We start from the raw sequence: 19,518 nt of genomic DNA on the forward strand, positions 1-19,518 counted from the left end.
CAGCCGTAGATGGCTCAGAATATAGGAGAACGCCATGCTCGCAATACAAAACATACAACTGATCCCATTGCTCGACAGCCTGATAAGCCTGGTCGTAGCCTTTGTACTTGGCTCTTTAATCGGATTAGAGCGTCAGTACCGGCAGCGCACTGCTGGTCTTCGCACCAATGCGTTGGTTGCAGTCGGGGCCGCAATCTTTGTTGATATCGCCTTTAACCTGAATGGCGCCCAAAGCGCTGCTCATGTCATTGCTTATGTGGTATCCGGCGTTGGATTTCTGGGCGCGGGTGTCATTATGCGGGAGCAAGGCAATATTCGCGGTATCAATACTGCGGCTACCCTGTGGGGCTCCGCAGCCATCGGCGCCAGTGCCGGTGCCAGCCTGCTGCCACAGGCCATCCTGGGAACACTATTTGTACTGGCAGCCAATACCCTGCTGCGGCCCATCGTCAATCAAATCAACCGTCAACCCATCGATGTGGCGTCGACAGAAGTAACCTACATCCTGCATGTCATTGCGGATAAACAGCAGCAAAAACATGCCGTAGATGTGGTAGAGCTGGTACTGGAAGCTGCCAGACTACCGGCAAGGGGCATGGAAGTCGCGCCATTTGGCAATGACGATATCGAAATTGAAGCCATGCTGGCCAGCATTTCGATTGATGGGGATGAACTTGATCGCATCAGTAAAAAACTACTGAACAAGCCCTTTATCACTCAGGCGTACTGGAGCACCAGTACGTCGGAGTAAACCTCAACACGAGGCAGCCTTCAAATTCCTCAGCGTCTGCCAGGCAGCCGCTGCGGACACAGCGAAGCAATCAAATATCACATTTTTATCAAGCCAGTGTTCTTGTTCTGTCGTTATACTCGCAATTGAGTTGTATCGAATAAAGGAATATTGATGAAATTCTCAGTATCTTGCGTGCTGCTGTGTTTTGGCCTGCTGCTGAGCTCCCCCCTGCAAGCCGAGCGTATCCTGCTGGCCAGCAGCAATTACCACCCCCACTATGCTGCAGACTTACCACAACAAGGTGTAGTGACTGAAATCATCCGCCAGGCCTTTACGCTGCAAGGCATTCAGATTGACGTGGAATTTATGCCCTTTGGCCGCGCACTGCACGAGGCAAAAATGGGGCATTATGCGGGCCTGATCGCCGCCTGGTACAATGAAGACAGAGTCGAGCACTTTTTGTACTCGCAACCGATGTACGCCAATCAAATCGTATTTTTTAAACGCCGAGCCATGCCACTGGAGTTCCGCAACTACCAGCAACTGGCTGAATCGCGCTTTCGTTTAGGCGTGGTACAAGGCTATGCACAACCGGAAGGTTTAATCCGTGCACGATTAAATACCATTGCAGTTGCCAGTGATGAGCAAGCATTTCGGATGCTGGCACTGGAGCGGGTCGATTTGGTACCCTCGGATAAGCTCAACGGTCTCTACCTGCTGCAAACCTTGCTGCCTGAATACGCCGATGACATTGTGTACATGGAGCCCGTCCTGGAGCAGCGGCCAATGTATCTGGTGCTCTCCAAGCAGGATCCTCGTTCTGAGGAGTTGATGGAGCGCTTCAATCGTGGCCTGCAACAGTTACAGGCCAGCAATCAATACCGCACCATCTTACAAAGCTTACTGCCCGCTACAGACGCACACTAAGGCCATCGGTCAGCGCTCGGCGGTACGCCAGCCAGGAAGGAATACAGCCCAGCAGCAGCGCCAGCCCAAGCACCAGTCCCATCAATTGCAGGCTGCTTTCCCGGATCGGGTTCAAACCGATAAACAAGCCATAGCGACTGGCCAGCAAATCCTGACCAAACCAGAGCCCGACCATCAATACCGCCATCGCCAGCAACAAAGAGACCAGCGTTATCAACAAGACTTCCAGCTGCACCAGCCAGAACAGGGTACGTGGATGGGCACCTACCGCTCGTAAAATAGCAATCTCCCGCTGCCGCTCTTTCATCGAAGCGAGCAGTGTGGTCGTCATACCCACCAGCCCGGCCAGCAGCACCAACACAGTGATCACCAGCAGCAAACGCTCCACCATGCTGAGCATCTGCCAGAGCTCTGCCAGAGCAACGCCGGGTAAAATGGCCGTTAAAGGCTCACCGCGAAACTCATTGATTTGCCGTTGCACCAAAAAAGTGGCGGCCCGGGAGTTCAGCCCCACCAGAAAAGCCGTAATGGCTTTAGGCGTTAAGTCCATCTCCAGTGCCTGCTCGGCACTCACCCGACGACCTGGCATAGGCGCCCCTTGCTGCCAGTCAATATGAATCGCTTCAATCCCTTCCAAGCTGACATGCACGCTCTGGTCGACTGGCGTCCCGGTTGGAGCCAGGATGCCAACTACGGTAAAAGGTTTATCTTTATGTTCGCTAAAACTAACCTGGCCAATACCGTGGGCCAGCACGATCTCCTGCCCTAACTGATAACCAAGCCGTGCGGCAACCTCGGAACCCAGCACAGTGTCGTATACGTCGTCGAAAATTTCGCCTTGCGCCAATTGCAGCTGTTGCTGACCAGCGTAGCGGTAAAACTCGAAGTAATCCTGATTGGTGCCTACCACCCGGTAGCCACGGTGTGAGTCACCCAGCGAAATCGGAATAGTCCAGGCAATCTGCGGGTGACGCTGAATGCGCTGGTACGACTCCCAGCTGATATTGGCGGTAGCATTACCAATACGGAAAATAGAATACAACAGTAAGTTCAGTTGGCCAGAGCGGGCGCCAACAATCAGATCCGTACCGGAGACCGTACTGGTAAAGCTGTTCTTGGCTTCATGACGCAAGTGATCAATACCAAGCAGCAAGCTGATGCTAATGACCAGGGATAACACCGTCATCAGCACGGTACCCCGGCGATTCCAAAGACTTAAACGCGCCAGTTTGATCAGCATGGCTGTACTCCCTGCTCCAATTGATCCATCGGTAAATGCCAGTTGAAGTAGCGTTGTAACGCCTGATCATGGCTGACAAAAATCACTGTGGTGCCACTTTCATTGGCCTCTGCCAACATCAACCGCATGAAAGCATCGCGGTTATCAGCATCCAGCGCCGAGGTTGGCTCATCGGCAATCAGCAAAGCCGGGCGCAGTAATAAGGCACGGGCAATCGCCACCCGCTGTTGCTGGCCGACGCTCAGCTCAGCAGCTTTTTTCTGGTGCAGCGCAACCTCCAATCCCAAATGCTCCAGCAATACAATGGCACGGTCGGTCAGCGAACGGGCCTCTTGATTAGCAAAGCCTGCCACCAGCAGCACATTATCCAGTACCGACAGGTAGGGGATCAGGTTGAGCTGCTGAAATACCACGCCGATTTGTTGTGCCCGCAATGTATCCCGCTTTGCCGCCGACAGTTTGTGCATGGGGGTTTGCTGCAACCAGAGCTCACCTTCATTCGGTGTGGTGATGCCACTGAGTAAATTGAGTAAGGTCGTTTTGCCTGAACCAGATGCACCACGGATAAACAAATGCTGACCAGCTTCCAGCTGCAAGGTATCCAGCGCCAGCTGCCAGCCTTGCCTGCCAGGCCAGCGAAAGCGCAGGTTTTTGAGTTCAATTACATATTTTTTCGGCTTGTCAGTCACCGGTTGTCCAACCTTCATGGTAAGATGATGGGTATGATTTATACCAAAGTTCAGGAGTAAGCTCCAATGATGCGTGTACTGTCTATAGCAATCCTGTTGCTGTCCGTCGCATTTACTTCCGCCCAGTTGCAAGCTGAAGAGGTGCGTACACTGGAATGGACTGATCTGATGCCGGAAGAGGATCTGGCGCTGCTGGAAACGCTGCCGGATATTGAGCACGACTACAGCCAACCATCGCCGTTTGATGATGCGTCCGATGATCCTTACGCCAGCTTATGGCAACAAGTCCTCACTTCAGCCAAAGTGCGGGAAGAATTTAATAACCAGCGCATACGCCTGCCTGGTTTTATCGTGCCGCTAGAATTTGATCAAAACCAGAATGTTACCAGCTTTTTTCTGGTGCCATACTTTGGTGCCTGTATCCATGTACCGCCACCGCCACCAAATCAGATTATCTATGTCACCGATGCAAAAGGCCTGACCGCTGACATGATGTACACGCCGTTTTGGATTACCGGCGTACTTACCACCGACTCAATAAGTCACGATCTGGCTTTTGCGGCCTACAGTTTAAAAGCAGATCACATCGAAGAATACACCTGGTAAAGCTGGTGAACCAAACCAGTTGTGCCAATGAAAAAGCGCCCTCGGGCGCTTTTTCATTGGTTGATGCGACGCACATTAAAAACGAATGCGTCCCTCCCGTAAGGTCGCTGTATTCATGCCCTGGCGCTCATTCACCACCCACTGCACCTGAACCCGCTCTAGCGCTGGCATCAATTGAATGAGTGACAAATCCAGATACTGTAACCGGGCCGGGTTGTGACAGAGCAGAGTAAAATTGGCATAAAAATCACCATGGTTCTGATGGCCTGAGCGAGTTAAATCGGTACTGGCATCGGCCTGCTCTACCTGACAACCGGTATCACGGTTTAACTCAAACCAACTGCCTTTAGATAACATGGATAAAGCGGCTTGCACTTCACGCTTTTGCTCATCAGTTGAGGGCGCATGCTCAAAGCCAACAATATTATAAGCGGCCGTTTGCAACGCAAGGATGGCTTCGTTGCCTTCCAGCACAAAGGTTAACAAGGCTTCACCATGCACATGGGCACCTAGCTGAGTAAATTCATCATCGTGATGATGGTCATGATCATGGCTGTGATCGTGATTGTGATTGTGATTGTGATTGTGATTGTGAGCGTGATTGTGATCATGCGAGGAGCTATGGTCATGGTTATGTTGTGAAGCAGCATGTTCGTGTGATTGCTCTGCGGGCTCACTCTGGTCATGCTGATGCTCATGGCTGTGGGCATGGCGATGTTCGTTCGCTTGCGTTTCAGACGCTATCAAAGCTGAGCTTAATACCAAGCTGCTTGCCAAAGTGGTGACTACCAATGCATTTACTCTTGTCATCATTCTACTCCCGCTCTTTACACCGAGTTTATCTGCCATCATACGCTTTGCCTTGCCGCTTGCAAAGTAGCTAGCCCCGTCGCTTACTAAAGTGTTTTTCCTGCATTTCCTGCCGCTCTTTCGCATCCAGGCTTAGCTCTGCCGTTGGCCTTGCCAGTAAGCGCTTCAAACCAATCGGCTGTCCACTCTCCTTACAATAACCATATTCCCTGCTGGCGATACGATCCAGCGCCTGCTCAATTTTGCGCAGTAAAAAGTATTCACGTTCAACCAGACGCAAGCTTTGGCGGTTTTCCTCTTCAATCAAAGCTCTGTCCAGCTCATCAGGCTCCACCTCGCGGTTACCAAGCGATTGCTTGCTTTGCTCTATTCTCCGCTGTAGATCCTGTTTTTGCTGGCGCAGCAGCTGTTCGAAATAAGCCAGTTGGCTGGCATTCATATAATCATCTGCCGGCATTTGCAGCAACTCTTGTTCTGTTAACATATGAGCCCTCCAGAAAAGATACAATATAACATAACAACTTTCTTTCACCAGCAGACTTAAATGCTTTCATTGCCATTCTTTTGATCGTGCCTTGCCAAGCCTACGTAACTTAAAGCAAACCATAACTGGACAACATCATGCCTCGATTAGTCGTAATACTGGGCGATCAGCTCAGCCCCGCCCTAGCAAGCTTGCAGGCGGTAGCAAACGACGATGTGATTCTGATGGCTGAAGTGATGACTGAAGCCAGCTACGCGAAACATCACAGTCATAAACTGGTACTGATTTTCAGTGCTATGCGTCATTTTGCCGATACTTTGCAGCAACTGGGTCATCAGCTCATGTACTTGAAGTTTGCCGAACATCCGTCTGTGTCCAGTCTAACCGATGCGGTGGCTTACGCTCTCTCACAGCACCCCGAGCTAACCAGCATCCTGCTGACCGAGTGTGGTGAATATCGGTTAGAGCAGGAAATAGCGAGCTGGGCGCAACGATTCAACTTACCGCTAGAACAACTATCCGATGATCGCTTTCTGTGTAGCCGGCAGCAGTTTGCCAAATGGGCCAAAGATCGACAACAGTTCCGGATGGAGTATTTTTACCGTGAAATGCGCCGCTACAGTCGTTTGTTGATGAATGAAAAAAACCAGCCAGAGGGTGGTAAGTGGAATTACGATAAGGCCAACAGAAAAGCTTGTCCGCCTGATCTGGTCCAAGTACCCCCACTGCAATTTGACAACGACAACATTACCCAGGAAGTTATTTTGCTGGTAGAAACGCATTTCCCACATAATATGGGCGATGCCACCGCCTTTCGGCTTGCGGTTACCGGCAAACAGGCGCGGCAGGCATTTTTACATTTTGTCGAGCAGCAGTTAGCTCAGTTTGGTGATTATCAGGATGCCATGCTGCTGGACCAGCCCTTTTTATTTCACAGTATCTGCTCGATGTATTTGAACATCGGCTTACTGGATGTGCGTTGGATGTGCCTGAAAGTAGAGCAAGCCTATAAAGACGGCAAGGTACCGCTGAATGCAGCCGAGGGCTTTATACGCCAGTTGATTGGCTGGCGAGAGTTTGTCCGAGGTCTGTACTGGTTGCTGATGCCGGAGTACAAAACACGCAATACCCTGGCGGCCAACCGCTCCATGCCAGCATTTTACTGGAGCGGCAACACCAACATGCGCTGTATGCAACAAGCGATACAGAGTACCGTTGATCATGCCTACTCGCATCATATTCATCGTTTGATGGTCACTGGTAACTTTGCTCTGCTGGCCGGGCTTAACCCCGATGAAGTGACTGACTGGTACCTGGCGGTTTATGCCGATGCCTTTGAGTGGGTAGAACTGCCCAACACCTTGGGCATGGCGTTGTTTGCTGATGATGCGGTGCTTGCCTCCAAGCCCTATGCAGCCAGCGGTAAGTACATTCAGCGCATGAGCAATTATTGCCAGCACTGCCCTTACGATGTAAAAAAAATGCATGGCGAGGGTGCCTGCCCCTTTAATGCACTGTACTGGGGCTTCCTGGATCGCCATAGTGATCAATTAAGTGGCAATGCACGCTTGCAGTTGGCTTATCAGCAGTGGCATAAAAAGCCAGAGCAGGAGCAGCAAGCTATCCGTCAACATGCGGCTCAGCTGCTAATACAACTAGAGCAGTTATAAAATTGCGCAAGCCCTTTTTAGTCTGTTGGTCGCAATTGCAGCGCTGAACTGGCCTCAACCCAGAGAATCGTCTGCCAGATCACGGTAAACACCTGCTCAAGCATTTCCGGTTTAATCGACTGCCAGTGATCTTGCGCTGTGTGATAATCAGCAAATGGCATGCCGCCAAAAAACAGATAGGGAATTCCGGCCCGATGAAAGTGCGCATGATCGCTGCTGTTTGGCCAATCAAACTCCTGCAACAAGGAGCCGCGACGCTGCGGTCCTCGGTGCGTTAAAAAGGTAAGTCGAAGCTCTCCCGGTTGTTGTTGCAGGTGTCGGCGTAATTCAGGGTAACGTCGCGCCCCGGTGATAAACAACTGCTGCTGCGGCTCAGCACGGGCCAACATATCCAGGTTGATATTTAGCAGCATCTGCTCAAGGGGCACTGGTGGGTTTTCTACAAAAGCCCGGCTGCCATGCAGGCCATTTTCTTCGGCATCGGTTGCGACAAAAAAATAATGATGACTAAGGCATGGCTTAGCCTGCAACTGCAGCTTGCCGGCAATGGCCAACAGGACTGCCACTCCGGAGGCATTGTCGTTGGCGCCATAGTAGACGCGATTGCCGCGCATCCCGAGGTGATCGTAATGGGCAGTTATGACAATGCTGCCACTGGCCTCATCGCAGCCTGGAAGCCAGCCAATCAGGTTGATTCCTGACTGCTGACGTCGACCTTTGTAATAAACAAAATGCGATTGGTAACTGCCTTGCCAGGGGGTGAGCTCCAGTTGTCTGAAGCGCTCTTTCAGATAAGTCCTAGCCTTCGCGGCTCCTGCCGTGCCGGTTTCACGCCCTTGCATTTGTTCAGAGGACAACTGCTGGATATCAAGCAACAATTGCGCCGTAGGGCTTGGTTCAGCCAGAGTAACGGCAGTGCAAAGCCAGGCAAAGCAACACCAAATACCCTTAGATAGCTTCTTCATCTTCCTCGCCGGTGCGGATCCGGATCACCCGCCCAACATCCAGCACGAAGATTTTACCATCACCAATACGGCCGGTGTGGGCCGTTTTGGTGATGGCTTCAATGCAACGCTCAACCTGATCGTCCGTCACTACAATTTCCAGCTTCACTTTTGGCAGAAAATCGACCATGTACTCAGCGCCACGGTACAGTTCGGTATGGCCCTTTTGCCGGCCAAAGCCTTTGACCTCAGTAACCGTCATACCGGTAATGTTGATTTCTGCCAATGCCTCACGCACATCATCCAGTTTAAAAGGTTTGATAATCGCTTCAATTTTTTTCATGCACACAACCACCTGAACAGAGACTAACTCTATGATAGCATTATCTGAAAGCGATTGGGTATTGGCCTACGCCTCAAAGCAGGAAACCAGGATGACACCAGAGCACATCATCGCAGAAATGCGCGTACAACCAAGCATTGACCCTGCCGCAGAAGTCCGGCGCAGGGTCGACTTTATCAAACGCCAGTTGCAGCAATCCGGACAAACAAATCTGGTGCTCGGCATTAGTGGTGGCGTCGATTCAACCACTTGTGGCAGGCTGGCCCAACTGGCTGTTGATGAGTTAAATGAAGCAGGTTCACAGCAGTATCGGTTTATTGCCGTGCGCTTGCCCTACGCCAGCCAGGCCGATGAGGCTGAAGCACAGCTGGCTATTGATTTTATTAAGCCAAGCAAAGCACTAAGCATCAATGTACAACCCGGCGCTGATGCGATTCATCAGGCAACTTCCAGTGCCATGGCGGCCATGGGGATCGCCGTGGACGATCAAAACCGGGTCGATTTTAGCAAAGGCAATGTCAAAGCCCGTACCCGCATGGTGATTCAATACCATCTGGCGGGTTTATTAGGCGGCCTGGTGCTGGGAACCGACCATTCAGCAGAAAATATTACCGGTTTTTACACCAAGTGGGGCGATGGGGCCTGTGATCTCGCTCCTTTGTTTGGCTTGAGCAAACGCCAGGTGCGCGCTCTGGCTGCCTGGCTGGGCGCTCCATCAGAACTGGTAAAAAAAGTACCGACAGCTGATTTGGAGTGTCTGCAACCACAAAAAGCCGACGAAGCAGCTCTTGGCCTGAGCTACGATGAAATTGATGATTTCCTGGAAGGCAAGCCAGTGTCTGAGCAGGTACAGCAGCGGCTAATCGACATCTACTTAAAAACTCAGCACAAACGGCAACCTATTCCAACAGTATATGATTAACGTATTTGCTGGTTCAATGTAAACATAAAATTGACAAAATAAACGTTGTTCATCATAATTTCACGACTATGGGTGATTTTATGATGGCAACATGAAACACAAGGGTTGGACTTTAATTGAAATGATGGTGGCTCTGCTGATCATCATCATTTTCAGTACAGTTGGGGTACCTTCCTGGCATAATTTCATCAGTAAGCAACGTGCCGAAGCTTATATGAAACAGCTGAGCCAGCAGCTGGCTTATGCTAGAGTTCTGGCAAGTGGACAAGCAACCAGCGTTCGGATCTGCCCCGTGAGCGGCAGTGACTGCAGCGATAATTGGTCCCAGCACCCACTACAAATCAGTCAGTGGCAGTTCAATGAATGGCAGCCAGTGCGAGAACTACCTGCCGTACATCCGTCACACCAGCTCAGCTATCACCGTCAGCAGGTAAGCTTTCGTCGGGATGGTAGCCTTGGCCCTCTTGAGAATGGCAGCTTTCGCTATTGCCCGGAGCATGGTATGAACTGGCACTACACCCTAACGCTGAATCAGGCCGGCCGCAGCCGGCTGCAACATAACTCATTCCCTTGCCCAGGTGAATAGTGTATTTGATGCGCTCCGCCATTAACGCCAGCAGCTCTCAGCATAAGGGACAGCGCTATTACGCTGTCCCAGCTGATTTACGCTAAAAGTCGCACATTCTGTATCCTGGCTTTGCGTGCCCAATGCCTGAGCTCGCAACAAAAAGCTCATGCCATCGTCAAACAGCTGCACACTGAGCTGATAACGGCCAGAAAGAGTGATCGGCTCGCTCTTTCCCAGCTCCAAAAGGGAGTCAGTGTAACGACGAAACTCACTAAAGTACAACTCTTGCCTGGCGGCCAATGTCAGCAAAGCTTCTGTCGCCTCTACCCGATGGCTTTTGAGCACAAACTGCACATAGGATGGATAAGCAATCGCAGCCAGCAAAGCCAGTATCACCACCACCAAACAAAGCTCAATCAGCGTGATACCTCGCTCTTTGCATCCTAGTTTATCCATTAATAAGCTCCTTCTTCCAGCCAAAAATGTGCCAGCGGGATCCGTTTAGGCCAGTCGGTTTGCTCGATAGTATCAGTACATAACAAGCAATCAGCGAGAATTTGCCGCAGTTGAGGCTGCAGCAACCAGCTTTGCGTTTCATGCTGCAACCAGAGTCCTAAGTAGCCGCCATCTGCTTTCAACTGCCATTGCAACGGGCCTGGCTGTGACAGCTGCAACGTTTCCGGCGGCGCTACCGTATGACCAGAATGCATATGAACGATATAGACACTCAGATCCAATGGATAAGATGGACAGTCCGCTTCACTAGTAGACTTGGCGACAGGTAAGTACAAAATCCCTGCATAAAGCTCTGGCATCTGGATCGCTTTACCTGTGATGGGCCGCCACCAACCAGCTGCTTGCTGATGTTGCTGCCATAGTGCAGTCACCACCCACTCATCAGTCGTCAGTACAGCATCATCCAGATAAGGCAGCAACTGCTCAAACTGCCAGCTCGCGGACTGTGATTGGAACACACGGATTACCACCAACTGTTCAGACTGCAAGATAGGATCATAAGCAAGCAACAACAATTGCTCAAAGTGTTGCTGCCCTACAAAAGCAGTTTGCGGCAAGTAAGTCGTAACCACCCGATGTTGCGCACTAAACAACCACCCAGATGCGCTCAGATCAGCAACCTTTTTTGGCTCTGACAATGGAGTGCCGTGCAGTGCCTGACGATAAATCACGCCCTGACTTGTAATTTCATAGTCTGTTTGCACCGGTGGTTGTTCAAAACAACTCAAAGGCTCCGAGCTCGTCGCCAGCGCAAGCAACAACATTGCTACACTAATCATAATGAACCTCATCTAGCAATCTAAGCTCTAGCTGGATGCTTCCCACCTGACTACTGAGCCAAAGATCTTTTTCTGGAGCGCTTAATACCAGATAACGCTGGCAATGGAGACTACCAGATTGCCAGGCTGCGTATTGAGCAGGACAACGGACTTGCTCAGCCAGAGCATCCCCTGCGCTGGTTGTTTGTTGCTGTATATGCAAACGCCAGGCTTCCTGACGCAGTTGCAAGGCTTGCTGGCCAGAATCAGCGACCCGCATACTGAGAATACTACTTTGCAATAAGGCGAGGACCAACATCAGCATCACCACCGCCAATAACAGCACCGTAATTAATGCAAAGCCTCGTACAGTTTGCATGCTTTATCCTCCCTGATATTGCAAAGCCACATTATGAAAATACTGAGTACCCTGTAATGGCAGCCTTCGGTAATGATCTCCTGGCGCTTGAAAGCCAGACTGCCCCATGGGATACCATTGCTCGTTCAGGTACTGGCGGTCAGCTTCCAGCGAGCGCAGTAGAAGGTAATAACTGATAGCAACAATTCGCCCACTCTCTTGATACCAGTGTTCTGCCTGCATCTGTTGCAGCGGTAGAAAATAATTGGCTCTGCCGTCAAAGGTACTGTCGATACCGAATTCAAAATAAAGCATTTCCACCCCATCCATGACTGAATCCGTATGGATTCTGGGCTTACCATTATTGCTCCGCACCAGACGCTTACGCATCAACACCGGCATATCACCTTGCCATTGCACATAGAACAACTGATGCAGGTAAGGCCAGAACTCAGTTTTCAACGAAGTGCTGGCAGTATCGCTATCCACCAGTTTCATAGCGTGTGCATCCACTTGAAGGTAATAACGATTCGGTTTCAATTCAGATTGACTTAACGGCTGCGCCAACAAGCGTTTAAACTGCAAAATAGACGAATGTTCAGCAGCATGGCCAAGACAGCTAAGGCCATGGCCGGCGCCAAACTCAGCATAAAGAGGGATCAATAAAGCTGCATCTTGCGGGAAACTACCACTATCAAGTGGTAACCGAATACAGTCACCTATAACAGCATCGGATGGACCCTGCAGCCGACGGATCTGTTCCAGATGAAAGCCAGCCCAAAAACCAAGGTGTTGTAGCTCGGTTTGCAACAGATTTAACAGTAGCTGACCTTGCTGTTGTAACATAGCCAGCTGCATGGTTTCACGGCTCATCTGTGCTTGCTTACTGGTGGTTGTCAGCAGTACAGCGAGTAAGCTCAATGCCAGAGTAGCCGCGATCATCAACTCGACCAGGCTAAGACCATACTGCCGCTTTATTATCAATGTCATAAGGCCGCCTGCAGTCGTAATGACATAACGCCACTCGTTTTCCCACAAGCGGCGTTATCAGCGGTTTGAGTCAACAACTGCCGGCCATGCCAATACACCACAAACTCAGTACCAGCAGCATGCTGTTGGCTGCAATAGCCCCCTTGCGCCAAAGCGCCAGAGCTTTCCCACCATTGCTGCTGCCATTGCTGATGCAACCAGCTGGCCAAAGACTCTGGCGGACAGGGGTTATCGTTATTGCATTCAGGCGAAGGGGTAGTCTGGCTAAAACTATAGCCAGTTGCTTGCATCCGATTTACCCAGTCTGCTGCCATGGCTGCCGCCTGGGTACGTTGCGTTGCTTCAGTCACAATTTGGCGGGCTTGTAGCTGGCCTGCTAAAGCTCCTAACACGGAGACTTTAAGCAGTAACACAGCCAGTAATACTTCAAGTAAGCTGATTCCTTGTTGTAATCGCATGTCCTTATGCTCAATAGTCAACCAACATTAACTATAAAATTACAACAAAAAATCAAAAGATCAATGTTTATATTTATCTTTTTACCAACATTGTTGTACTACCGCAGGATCCATACCGCCCGCTGCACCACGTTGGCCAGCCTGATTCAATGTCAGGGTACCGCAATTATCACTTGCCTGTGGTCCTTGAGGTATCGCAGACAACCGATAAGTACGGGTTCCAAGCTCAGTCAAGGTATACGAGTATCGGGCCGCTGTGTCCGTTCGACATTGAGCATTAGGCAAAGCAGCACCGGCATAGGTCATGTTGGTGGTGTAATGTCGTTCCATAAAATGCGATAACTCATACAGGCAACCAGATGCTGCAGTACGATTCGAGCGCTCAACATGAGCCTGGTATGCCGGGTAAGCAATAGTGCCAAGTATGCCGATAATCGCAACTGCAATCATCAGTTCCACCAAGGTGATACCCCGCTGATAGCTCAATGATCTTGTATTCAATTCATCATCTCCCGCCAGGACACCCGGCCTCTACGCACACCAGAGCTAGTTAACATAGACTCAATACTGGTATCGGTTAAACCAACCACCATTTCATCTCCCATAAAGAGTGGCTCGCCAGGCATGCTGCTAAAACCAACGCCACTGACTGGTACATCACCATGCATCATATCGCCATCATCCACGCTGCCATCCTGATTCACATCAAAGAAGTTGCGCGCCAGCCGTCCACCTTTAAAGGGGTCAATGGCCATGACAAAACCAGAGCCACCCGGATTACAGATATCTGTATCAGGAATAATGGAGTTCACCACCAAAGCCCGGCCAATAATTTTAGGTTGATTTACAATACGCTCACCTTCTTTTTGGCCATTGACCATCAAATCAATATACCAACCTTTGTTGGTAACGGTGTCACCGGATTCAATAGCCCGGACCTGACGGCCACTGGCAAGACTTTGCTCGGTTATTTTTCGCTCCGTTAACTGAGCCCGGCTGGTGATACGGCCATCATCAATCAGACCATACCAGCTTTGAACATCGGTACTGGCTGGATCATCGTTACTCAAATAGCTGCCGGTGCCAAAAAAGACCCAACGTTTGCCTGTATCGGGATCCGCCGCGACGGATATGCCGCCTAAGATATTCTGCCGTATACCTTCGTCATTTTCAGCGCTAAATAAGGGCCGTGGTGAGCTGCCTTGACGATAGTACGAGTCCCATTGGCCCACATTGCTGTGATTCAGATCAAATTTCCAAACATTACCTTGATAATCGCCGGCAAACACATAATTGACGTTGCCATCGTTATCATCATCCCAGGTTTCCACTTGGCTAAGGCCATTGGATAAAGTGCGGCCACTAGCATCCAAACTATTTTGCCCAACTCCAGTATCAATGAACTTGATTAGAGAGCCATTTTGAATGTTGATTAAGAATAAACCTGCCTTATGATTATTGCTGTTGTAGCCATTACCTGTAATCACCGCCCAATTGCCATTTTTGAGACGCCCTACCACAGGCTTACCCACCATAGTCCCTAAGCGCGCATCTGAAAACTCCCACATCACCTGAGGATCTGCCGGGTTGGTTACATCCAATGCAAACAACATATTACCACCGCGTCCCAGACTGCCCACCAAGACGGAACGCCACTCACCACCAATAAATACGTCTGTCACACTAGCATTTCCATCGACATAGTATTCATGCAGATACTCAGGATCTGCCAGTGCAGCAAGCTTTGGCAGCAGTTGTGAAGGAATATAAGCAAACAACTCCTCACCATTTATGGCTGAGAATGCGTGCAACATACCGCTATTTGAGCCAACAAAGACGACAGGATGACGATCCTTTTTATCCCGGATAAAGTTCCGGTAAGAATTCAGCTCATCCCATTGGAAACGATCGTAAAATCGATTCTCAGGCTCTGCTACATAGACGGGTGAGGAATGGGCAATATCACCCAAAATGGAGCTGCGATTACGGAATTTATAAACGGCATGATTGACACTGGCCTCTTTTGAACGATCACCCCGTATAAAATCGACTAAAGCTTCTGACTGCAACCAACCTTTTTGAGTTGGGTTCAAGTTATCCCAGGTAAAAGGTTTTTGATTGCCAGCATCGAAAAACTGGATATTACGGCCTGCCCAATTCCTACTATTTAAAGGCTCTGAAACCTTCCATTTGGGCTCTGAGCCTATATCGTCAGCATCAAAACCCCATAGGTCCCCAGACCAGTCGCCAGAACGGAACCGCCCCTGAAACACCATTTGATCGGTTTCAAGCGAGGTGGTGGTACCGGCTAAATTTGAAGCAGAGCCAACACGATCAACAATATTATTTAAGGTACGTGTCAACTCACGGGCAAAGGTATCTGGATCATTGGCACTGAAAAAGCCACCACGACTGTTCACAGCGGCATGCAGCATATCATCAATCTTTGCATTCAAAGCACCATCAGCTGCCGGATTAGGCCAAATAATGCTGGCGCCGGTTGCAATAGCATCGAATGCTGTTTTAGGATCAATATCCCCCTGCACCCCAAGACCAACCGTGTAGGTCACCATGTGCTGCCAAAAAGCAGGGTTAATGGTATCGTTTGGGGTAGGCACCCGGTTATCCAAATCTGGACGTAAGTCATTTTTCCAATACTTCATAGCAACATCGGCCAGCGTATCGGAAAAACCGTCACTAAATGGTGCTTTTGCCTTGTACTGATAGGTGGTGCCATCAGGACGGCTGTGAATAGGGCCGTCCGTGTTGTCCTGGTTGCCAATATTAGAGGGTGTTGCCCCATTCCAATACCCATCCGACATCAAAATACTAAAGCTTTGACGGCAGGTGAGATGCTCTATGGTTGGTTCAGTACCAAAACCTGGGTTTAACCCCCATGGGCCACGACTATCAGTTCTCGAAAAGTACTGGCCAGCACCATCCAATGCCAACCGAAGTGGAGTGCCCTGAGCAGGAATGGCCCTGTTGTAGAGCTCATGAAAAAACGCATCCCTGTCAGCGCCGGCAAAACGCCGCACTCCCCGAACCACTGTTCGTGTCGATACCCCGTCAATGGAAGAGCTGCCTTTATTGATGGTGCCATAACCAACGCGCAGATTCTCTCCCTGAGCTGAAAAGGCACGACCTATACCTCCCCGGGACGCGAAAATCCGGTTACGGTGGTAAGTATACCAATTCGCAAAGTTCTGAATTTCCTCTTCGTAGGTACAAGCATTGGCAACGGCACAATCGGGACGATTACGGGTACTATCGGCATGTACGACCTCACGGCCATGTCCCGAAAATGGCGCATTCGCTGGACGAATTTCAACCCGCTCGTAACTAGTTTCCAACCACAAATTACCACTGCCGTTGTAGTGGTAATAGACCGCGGGGAAAAAAGTCTGGCTTTCATTGGTATGAGTGCCGTTTTCATTGATCCAATTCGCAGACTGAGTATTGTTTGCGGTCAAATTCCGGGTCCCAAAGCCTCCCAGAGGGTGGTTGGGGGCTGCAGCAGCTGTGGAATTGGCCATCAAAGTGCCATCTGAATTTGACCACGGCTGATAAGTAAAGGCTGGGTTGTAATACATGGTGTTGTTGTGCGGAGAGCGAAAGTGCGCCGCTGTATTTCCGGTAAAGCGCACTACCCGGGTGTTGTTGTAATCCCCAGAACCAAAGAGCCCAGCCACGCGCGGAAACATCCACATAGCATATTGATTGTTTAGATTAGTACCAAAATGGGTCGTCAACTGATCTGGCATGGTTTCCCACATCATTGAACCTGAGTCATCAATGATAAACAAGATGTTTGGTTCTACCGCGCTCCCGGTTTGCAGAGGCATATTGGAAATCGCTACCGAAGCTTCAGCAACCGATAACCCCAATCCAAGGCTTGCAATAAGGCAGTACAACTGACTGGATTTTAACTTGGCCATTTCTAGCTCCTGTATTCGTTAGCGCCGAAACAATACTTGCAGCATGATGCCAGCACGATCGGCTCCGGCACTTCGTGCCGTAATGCGGTAAGTTTGTGATAAACAACCTGGAGGAATGGTAGAGCCACGCGCACAATCTGGTGGATCTGGCCAACGTCCCATATCTTCAATAATAAACTCAGCATCCAGTTGCAATCCGCCAAATGCTAAATCCGCGGCCTGCCACTGGGTTGCAGCATCGCGCCAGCGCGGCAGGTCATTTGGGTCTGGTTGTGGATAGCGGCCCATAAGACCGGTAAAGTCATCATGATTGGGGTTATTCATTAGCCATTGCTCGGCCACCCGTATCGCACTTTCGGTCGCTTGAAACGCCAACTCGCGATCATAGAGGTTGGCACTCATACGCTCTTGCTGACCTGTCCCGCGACTGGCAGCCAGCACAATGATGGTAATCGCCAGCAACAATAACAGGCTAACGATTAACGCCATACCCTGCTGTGCCGTGCTATGTGGAAAACGCGTATGGATAGCTTTCATAGTACGGGATTCCTTAAAGCCACTTCATGCACCAGAGTACGACTCAAACGTTCGCCTCCCTGAGGATTAAGGTGTGGAGCTTCTACCGTTAAATGCACCCGGGTTGAAACCACATCTAACCAGCGATTCAAAGGAACCGCCCCGGTATCGACAAAATTTGCCGAACCTAGTAGCAGAAATTCAAACTGCAAATCTTGTACGCCTTCAATCACCTCTTCTCTAATTACAACACCACGCTCAACCCAGGTGCGGTATAGAGAGCGACCACCTGTTTCAGGCCGGCCGTTGTTACCTACAAACCAGGAGACAGATTCAAATTTTGACAAGACGGCGTTAGGTGGAAAAACATAGGCCGAACCTGAGGCCGCGCTGCAGCTGGTAGGCCCAGGAAAGCCTAGTCGATTGGTACAGTTACCGGGCGAAACCGTTCCCCCGGTATTATGAATCACATTAGTACCACCAGATCCGGTTATATTGGATACCTGAAAAATAGTCGATTGTGACTGATCACACACCATAATAATGTCGCCCTGAGCAATATTGGCACCTGGGGCTATTCGGAAGCTTGCATTTACGCCAGACGGTACATGCTCAATCGCAATGGCTTCATCGCCATCACTGAGAGAATACATCATCTGAATCGCAGAGGTTCCTTGCACCCTATCCCCAATCGCATCTCCAAAAGCAACACCTGGATGAGTAGCATCCCCATCATAAGCAATAAAGTTACTTCCCCCCCAGTCGGCCCACCAAGCGTTGCCTGCAAGAACGTTAACTACTCGACCATTGTTGGTACAACCTGAGCTGCCAGCATTGCGTATGTCTCTGGTAAGTAATTGAAAACCGACGCGAAAACCATCCTGCATCCGGTTGAGGCTGTCATTGACACGGTACGTTTGCTGCGCCGATAGAAAAACCCCAGTGACACCACCTACCAAAATCAGCCCTAATAGCATAGCAATCATCAGCTCGACCAAAGTCAGGCCACTTTGGCTTTTTACTGCATCGAATGAGCTCGCTCTTTTCATAGTACCACCGCCGTTCGGATCAGGGTTTCTGTCGTATCAGACTGACGTTCATCTTTCCAACTAATTTCCACCACATAGCGATCCGTGTTAAATACGATGGAGCACTGAACGCTATCACCGAGCTCTTGCTTTAGCCGGGTTACCCAGTGTGTCAGCTGTTCTGCAATCAAACCACCGGATGCAGGGCTGCAATCACTCATCGCATAAGCACCCGGTGCTGCATTAGGATTCGCCCGAATACTCTCAATTACGGAGTCAACCATTACGATTGCCATGGTTCTCTCGTAGGAGTTCTGGGTGTTTCGGACTGAGCTCGCCTGTAAAGCCGCAACTCCAAGTAAGCCAATACCCAAGACCAACATGGCAATCATGACTTCCAGTAAACTGACGCCACTCTGAAATTTTTTGCACTGCATGGATATCGCTCCTTCAGTTGTCCGGAGTAGCACAGGCAGGGCTACTAGCTGAGGTAACAGTGGCGCGTCCACCAGAAATAAAGCGCACATCCCGCGCATTTTGCTCTGGAATACCAGATGGATGACAAACCCGGATGGAGCCACTCAGTAAATTATTGTTACCCGCCTGGCGAATGAATCCCTGAGCGTTGTAGCGCAAGCTAAAAGCAGCATTGGTTAGGTTAGAGCTTGATAAAGTACGTAACTGACCATGCAACCGACCAGCAGCGATGACGGTAGATGGATCTGCATTCGCAAATAAGATCCACCCCTGCCAGTTGCCTCCTGCCGGTGCTGAACAACTGGTGCCATCCTGACTATGGCAGAAAATAACATCCGCATTGCGTCGGATAGCCTCACTGCGCGCATAGCTAAGCGCACTCAGTAATTCATTCGCCTGGCTGGTAAGACGATTGCCATTAATGAGATTGGTAAAAGAAGGGATTGCAACTGTCAGTACAATCGCCATCACAGCCACAGTGACCATCAACTCAATCAGGGTAAAGCCAGTTTCTTTGCCAGATTCGACAGCAAGCATAGGCAG

General features: G+C 50.1%; 23 protein-coding genes. 6 read left to right on the forward strand and 17 right to left on the reverse strand.

Going from position 1 to position 19,518, the window contains the following annotated elements; genetic code table 11:
• The first annotated feature begins 34 nt into the window (after positions 1–34).
• Together JJU14_RS09685 and JJU14_RS09690 are read left to right on the forward strand one after the other, a co-directional pair.
• Positions 35–751, forward strand: a complete 717-nt coding sequence (locus tag JJU14_RS09685; RefSeq protein WP_228612983.1) for an MgtC/SapB family protein — start codon at positions 35–37, stop codon at positions 749–751.
• Between the two features lie 153 nt (positions 752–904).
• Complete coding sequence (locus JJU14_RS09690; protein WP_228612985.1) at positions 905–1,660, forward strand: transporter substrate-binding domain-containing protein; 756 nt, start codon at positions 905–907, stop codon at positions 1,658–1,660.
• On the opposite strand, the gene JJU14_RS09695 is transcribed toward JJU14_RS09690, so the two are convergent.
• Together JJU14_RS09695 and JJU14_RS09700 are read right to left on the reverse strand one after the other, a co-directional pair.
• Entirely contained in the window at positions 1,644–2,900 is a 1,257-nt protein-coding gene (locus tag JJU14_RS09695; RefSeq protein ID WP_228612987.1) for an FtsX-like permease family protein, read from the reverse strand. The two genes, JJU14_RS09690 and JJU14_RS09695, sit on opposite strands and share 17 nt — an antisense overlap.
• Positions 2,894–3,607 (reverse strand): ATP-binding cassette domain-containing protein, encoded by a 714-nt coding sequence (locus tag JJU14_RS09700; protein ID WP_228612989.1) that lies wholly within the window; start codon positions 3,605–3,607, stop codon positions 2,894–2,896. Before JJU14_RS09700 ends, JJU14_RS09695 begins: the two co-directional genes overlap by 7 nt.
• 48 nt (positions 3,608–3,655) lie before the next feature.
• On the opposite strand from JJU14_RS09700, the gene JJU14_RS09705 reads away from it, so the two are divergent.
• Positions 3,656–4,195 (forward strand): DUF3299 domain-containing protein, encoded by a 540-nt coding sequence (locus JJU14_RS09705; RefSeq protein WP_228612991.1) that lies wholly within the window; start codon positions 3,656–3,658, stop codon positions 4,193–4,195.
• Positions 4,196–4,270: 75 nt separating this feature from the next.
• On the opposite strand, the gene JJU14_RS09710 is transcribed toward JJU14_RS09705, so the two are convergent.
• The gene (locus JJU14_RS09710; protein ID WP_228612993.1) at positions 4,271–5,005 is read right to left on the reverse strand and encodes a DUF2796 domain-containing protein; all 735 of its coding nucleotides are present in this window, start codon (positions 5,003–5,005) and stop codon (positions 4,271–4,273) included.
• 70 nt (positions 5,006–5,075) lie between these two features.
• On the reverse strand, positions 5,076–5,489 hold the full coding sequence (locus tag JJU14_RS09715; protein ID WP_228612995.1) for a TraR/DksA C4-type zinc finger protein: 414 nt from the start codon (positions 5,487–5,489) through the stop codon (positions 5,076–5,078).
• Between the two features lie 137 nt (positions 5,490–5,626).
• On the opposite strand from JJU14_RS09715, the gene JJU14_RS09720 reads away from it, so the two are divergent.
• A complete protein-coding gene (locus JJU14_RS09720; RefSeq protein ID WP_228612997.1) occupies positions 5,627–7,159 on the forward strand; it encodes a cryptochrome/photolyase family protein in 1,533 nt (510 codons plus the stop codon).
• A 17-nt stretch (positions 7,160–7,176) separates the two neighbouring features.
• Here JJU14_RS09720 and JJU14_RS09725 read toward each other — a convergent pair whose 3' ends face one another.
• Both JJU14_RS09725 and glnB read right to left on the reverse strand, forming a co-directional pair.
• A complete protein-coding gene (locus tag JJU14_RS09725; protein WP_228612999.1) occupies positions 7,177–8,124 on the reverse strand; it encodes a M28 family peptidase in 948 nt (315 codons plus the stop codon).
• Positions 8,108–8,446 (reverse strand): nitrogen regulatory protein P-II, encoded by a 339-nt coding sequence (glnB, locus tag JJU14_RS09730; protein WP_091344933.1) that lies wholly within the window; start codon positions 8,444–8,446, stop codon positions 8,108–8,110. Before glnB ends, JJU14_RS09725 begins: the two co-directional genes overlap by 17 nt.
• 91 nt (positions 8,447–8,537) lie before the next feature.
• On the opposite strand from glnB, the gene nadE reads away from it, so the two are divergent.
• Both nadE and JJU14_RS09740 read left to right on the forward strand, forming a co-directional pair.
• On the forward strand, positions 8,538–9,368 hold the full coding sequence (gene nadE / locus JJU14_RS09735) for an ammonia-dependent NAD(+) synthetase (protein WP_228613054.1): 831 nt from the start codon (positions 8,538–8,540) through the stop codon (positions 9,366–9,368).
• Between the two features lie 91 nt (positions 9,369–9,459).
• Positions 9,460–9,954, forward strand: coding sequence for a GspH/FimT family pseudopilin (locus tag JJU14_RS09740; RefSeq protein ID WP_228613001.1), 495 nt, complete (start codon positions 9,460–9,462; stop codon positions 9,952–9,954).
• Between the two features lie 21 nt (positions 9,955–9,975).
• Here JJU14_RS09740 and JJU14_RS09745 read toward each other — a convergent pair whose 3' ends face one another.
• The 11 genes from JJU14_RS09745 to JJU14_RS09795 form a co-directional block, all read right to left on the reverse strand.
• Complete coding sequence (locus tag JJU14_RS09745; RefSeq protein WP_228613003.1) at positions 9,976–10,392, reverse strand: type IV pilin protein; 417 nt, start codon at positions 10,390–10,392, stop codon at positions 9,976–9,978.
• Positions 10,392–11,231 carry a hypothetical protein gene (locus tag JJU14_RS09750; RefSeq protein ID WP_228613004.1) on the reverse strand — a complete coding sequence of 280 codons (840 nt, stop codon included), beginning with the start codon at positions 11,229–11,231 and terminating at the stop codon, positions 10,392–10,394. Before JJU14_RS09750 ends, JJU14_RS09745 begins: the two co-directional genes overlap by 1 nt.
• Positions 11,224–11,589, reverse strand: a complete 366-nt coding sequence (locus tag JJU14_RS09755; protein ID WP_228613006.1) for a hypothetical protein — start codon at positions 11,587–11,589, stop codon at positions 11,224–11,226. The genes JJU14_RS09750 and JJU14_RS09755 overlap by 8 nt, the downstream gene beginning before the upstream one ends.
• Before the next feature lie 3 nt (positions 11,590–11,592).
• Positions 11,593–12,558 carry a PilW family protein gene (locus JJU14_RS09760; protein ID WP_228613008.1) on the reverse strand — a complete coding sequence of 322 codons (966 nt, stop codon included), beginning with the start codon at positions 12,556–12,558 and terminating at the stop codon, positions 11,593–11,595.
• A complete protein-coding gene (locus JJU14_RS09765; protein WP_228613010.1) occupies positions 12,555–13,016 on the reverse strand; it encodes a hypothetical protein in 462 nt (153 codons plus the stop codon). The genes JJU14_RS09760 and JJU14_RS09765 overlap by 4 nt, the downstream gene beginning before the upstream one ends.
• Before the next feature lie 81 nt (positions 13,017–13,097).
• Entirely contained in the window at positions 13,098–13,517 is a 420-nt protein-coding gene (locus JJU14_RS09770) for a type IV pilin protein (protein ID WP_300976209.1), read from the reverse strand.
• A complete protein-coding gene (locus tag JJU14_RS09775) occupies positions 13,514–16,954 on the reverse strand; it encodes a PilC/PilY family type IV pilus protein (RefSeq protein WP_228613012.1) in 3,441 nt (1,146 codons plus the stop codon). The genes JJU14_RS09770 and JJU14_RS09775 overlap by 4 nt, the downstream gene beginning before the upstream one ends.
• A gap of 18 nt (positions 16,955–16,972) precedes the next feature.
• Positions 16,973–17,491: a PilX N-terminal domain-containing pilus assembly protein gene (locus JJU14_RS09780; protein WP_228613014.1), complete on the reverse strand. Its 519-nt coding sequence runs from the start codon at positions 17,489–17,491 to the stop codon at positions 16,973–16,975.
• Entirely contained in the window at positions 17,488–18,519 is a 1,032-nt protein-coding gene (locus JJU14_RS09785; RefSeq protein WP_228613016.1) for a prepilin-type N-terminal cleavage/methylation domain-containing protein, read from the reverse strand. Before JJU14_RS09785 ends, JJU14_RS09780 begins: the two co-directional genes overlap by 4 nt.
• Positions 18,516–18,935, reverse strand: coding sequence for a type IV pilus modification protein PilV (gene pilV, locus JJU14_RS09790; RefSeq protein ID WP_228613018.1), 420 nt, complete (start codon positions 18,933–18,935; stop codon positions 18,516–18,518). The genes JJU14_RS09785 and pilV overlap by 4 nt, the downstream gene beginning before the upstream one ends.
• Positions 18,936–18,948: 13 nt before the next feature.
• Positions 18,949–19,512, reverse strand: coding sequence for a GspH/FimT family pseudopilin (locus JJU14_RS09795; protein ID WP_228613020.1), 564 nt, complete (start codon positions 19,510–19,512; stop codon positions 18,949–18,951).
• Positions 19,513–19,518 lie beyond the last annotated feature (6 nt).

The organism is Alkalimonas sp. (assembly GCF_020831925.1).
Taxonomy (GTDB): domain Bacteria; phylum Pseudomonadota; class Gammaproteobacteria; order Enterobacterales; family Alteromonadaceae; genus Alkalimonas.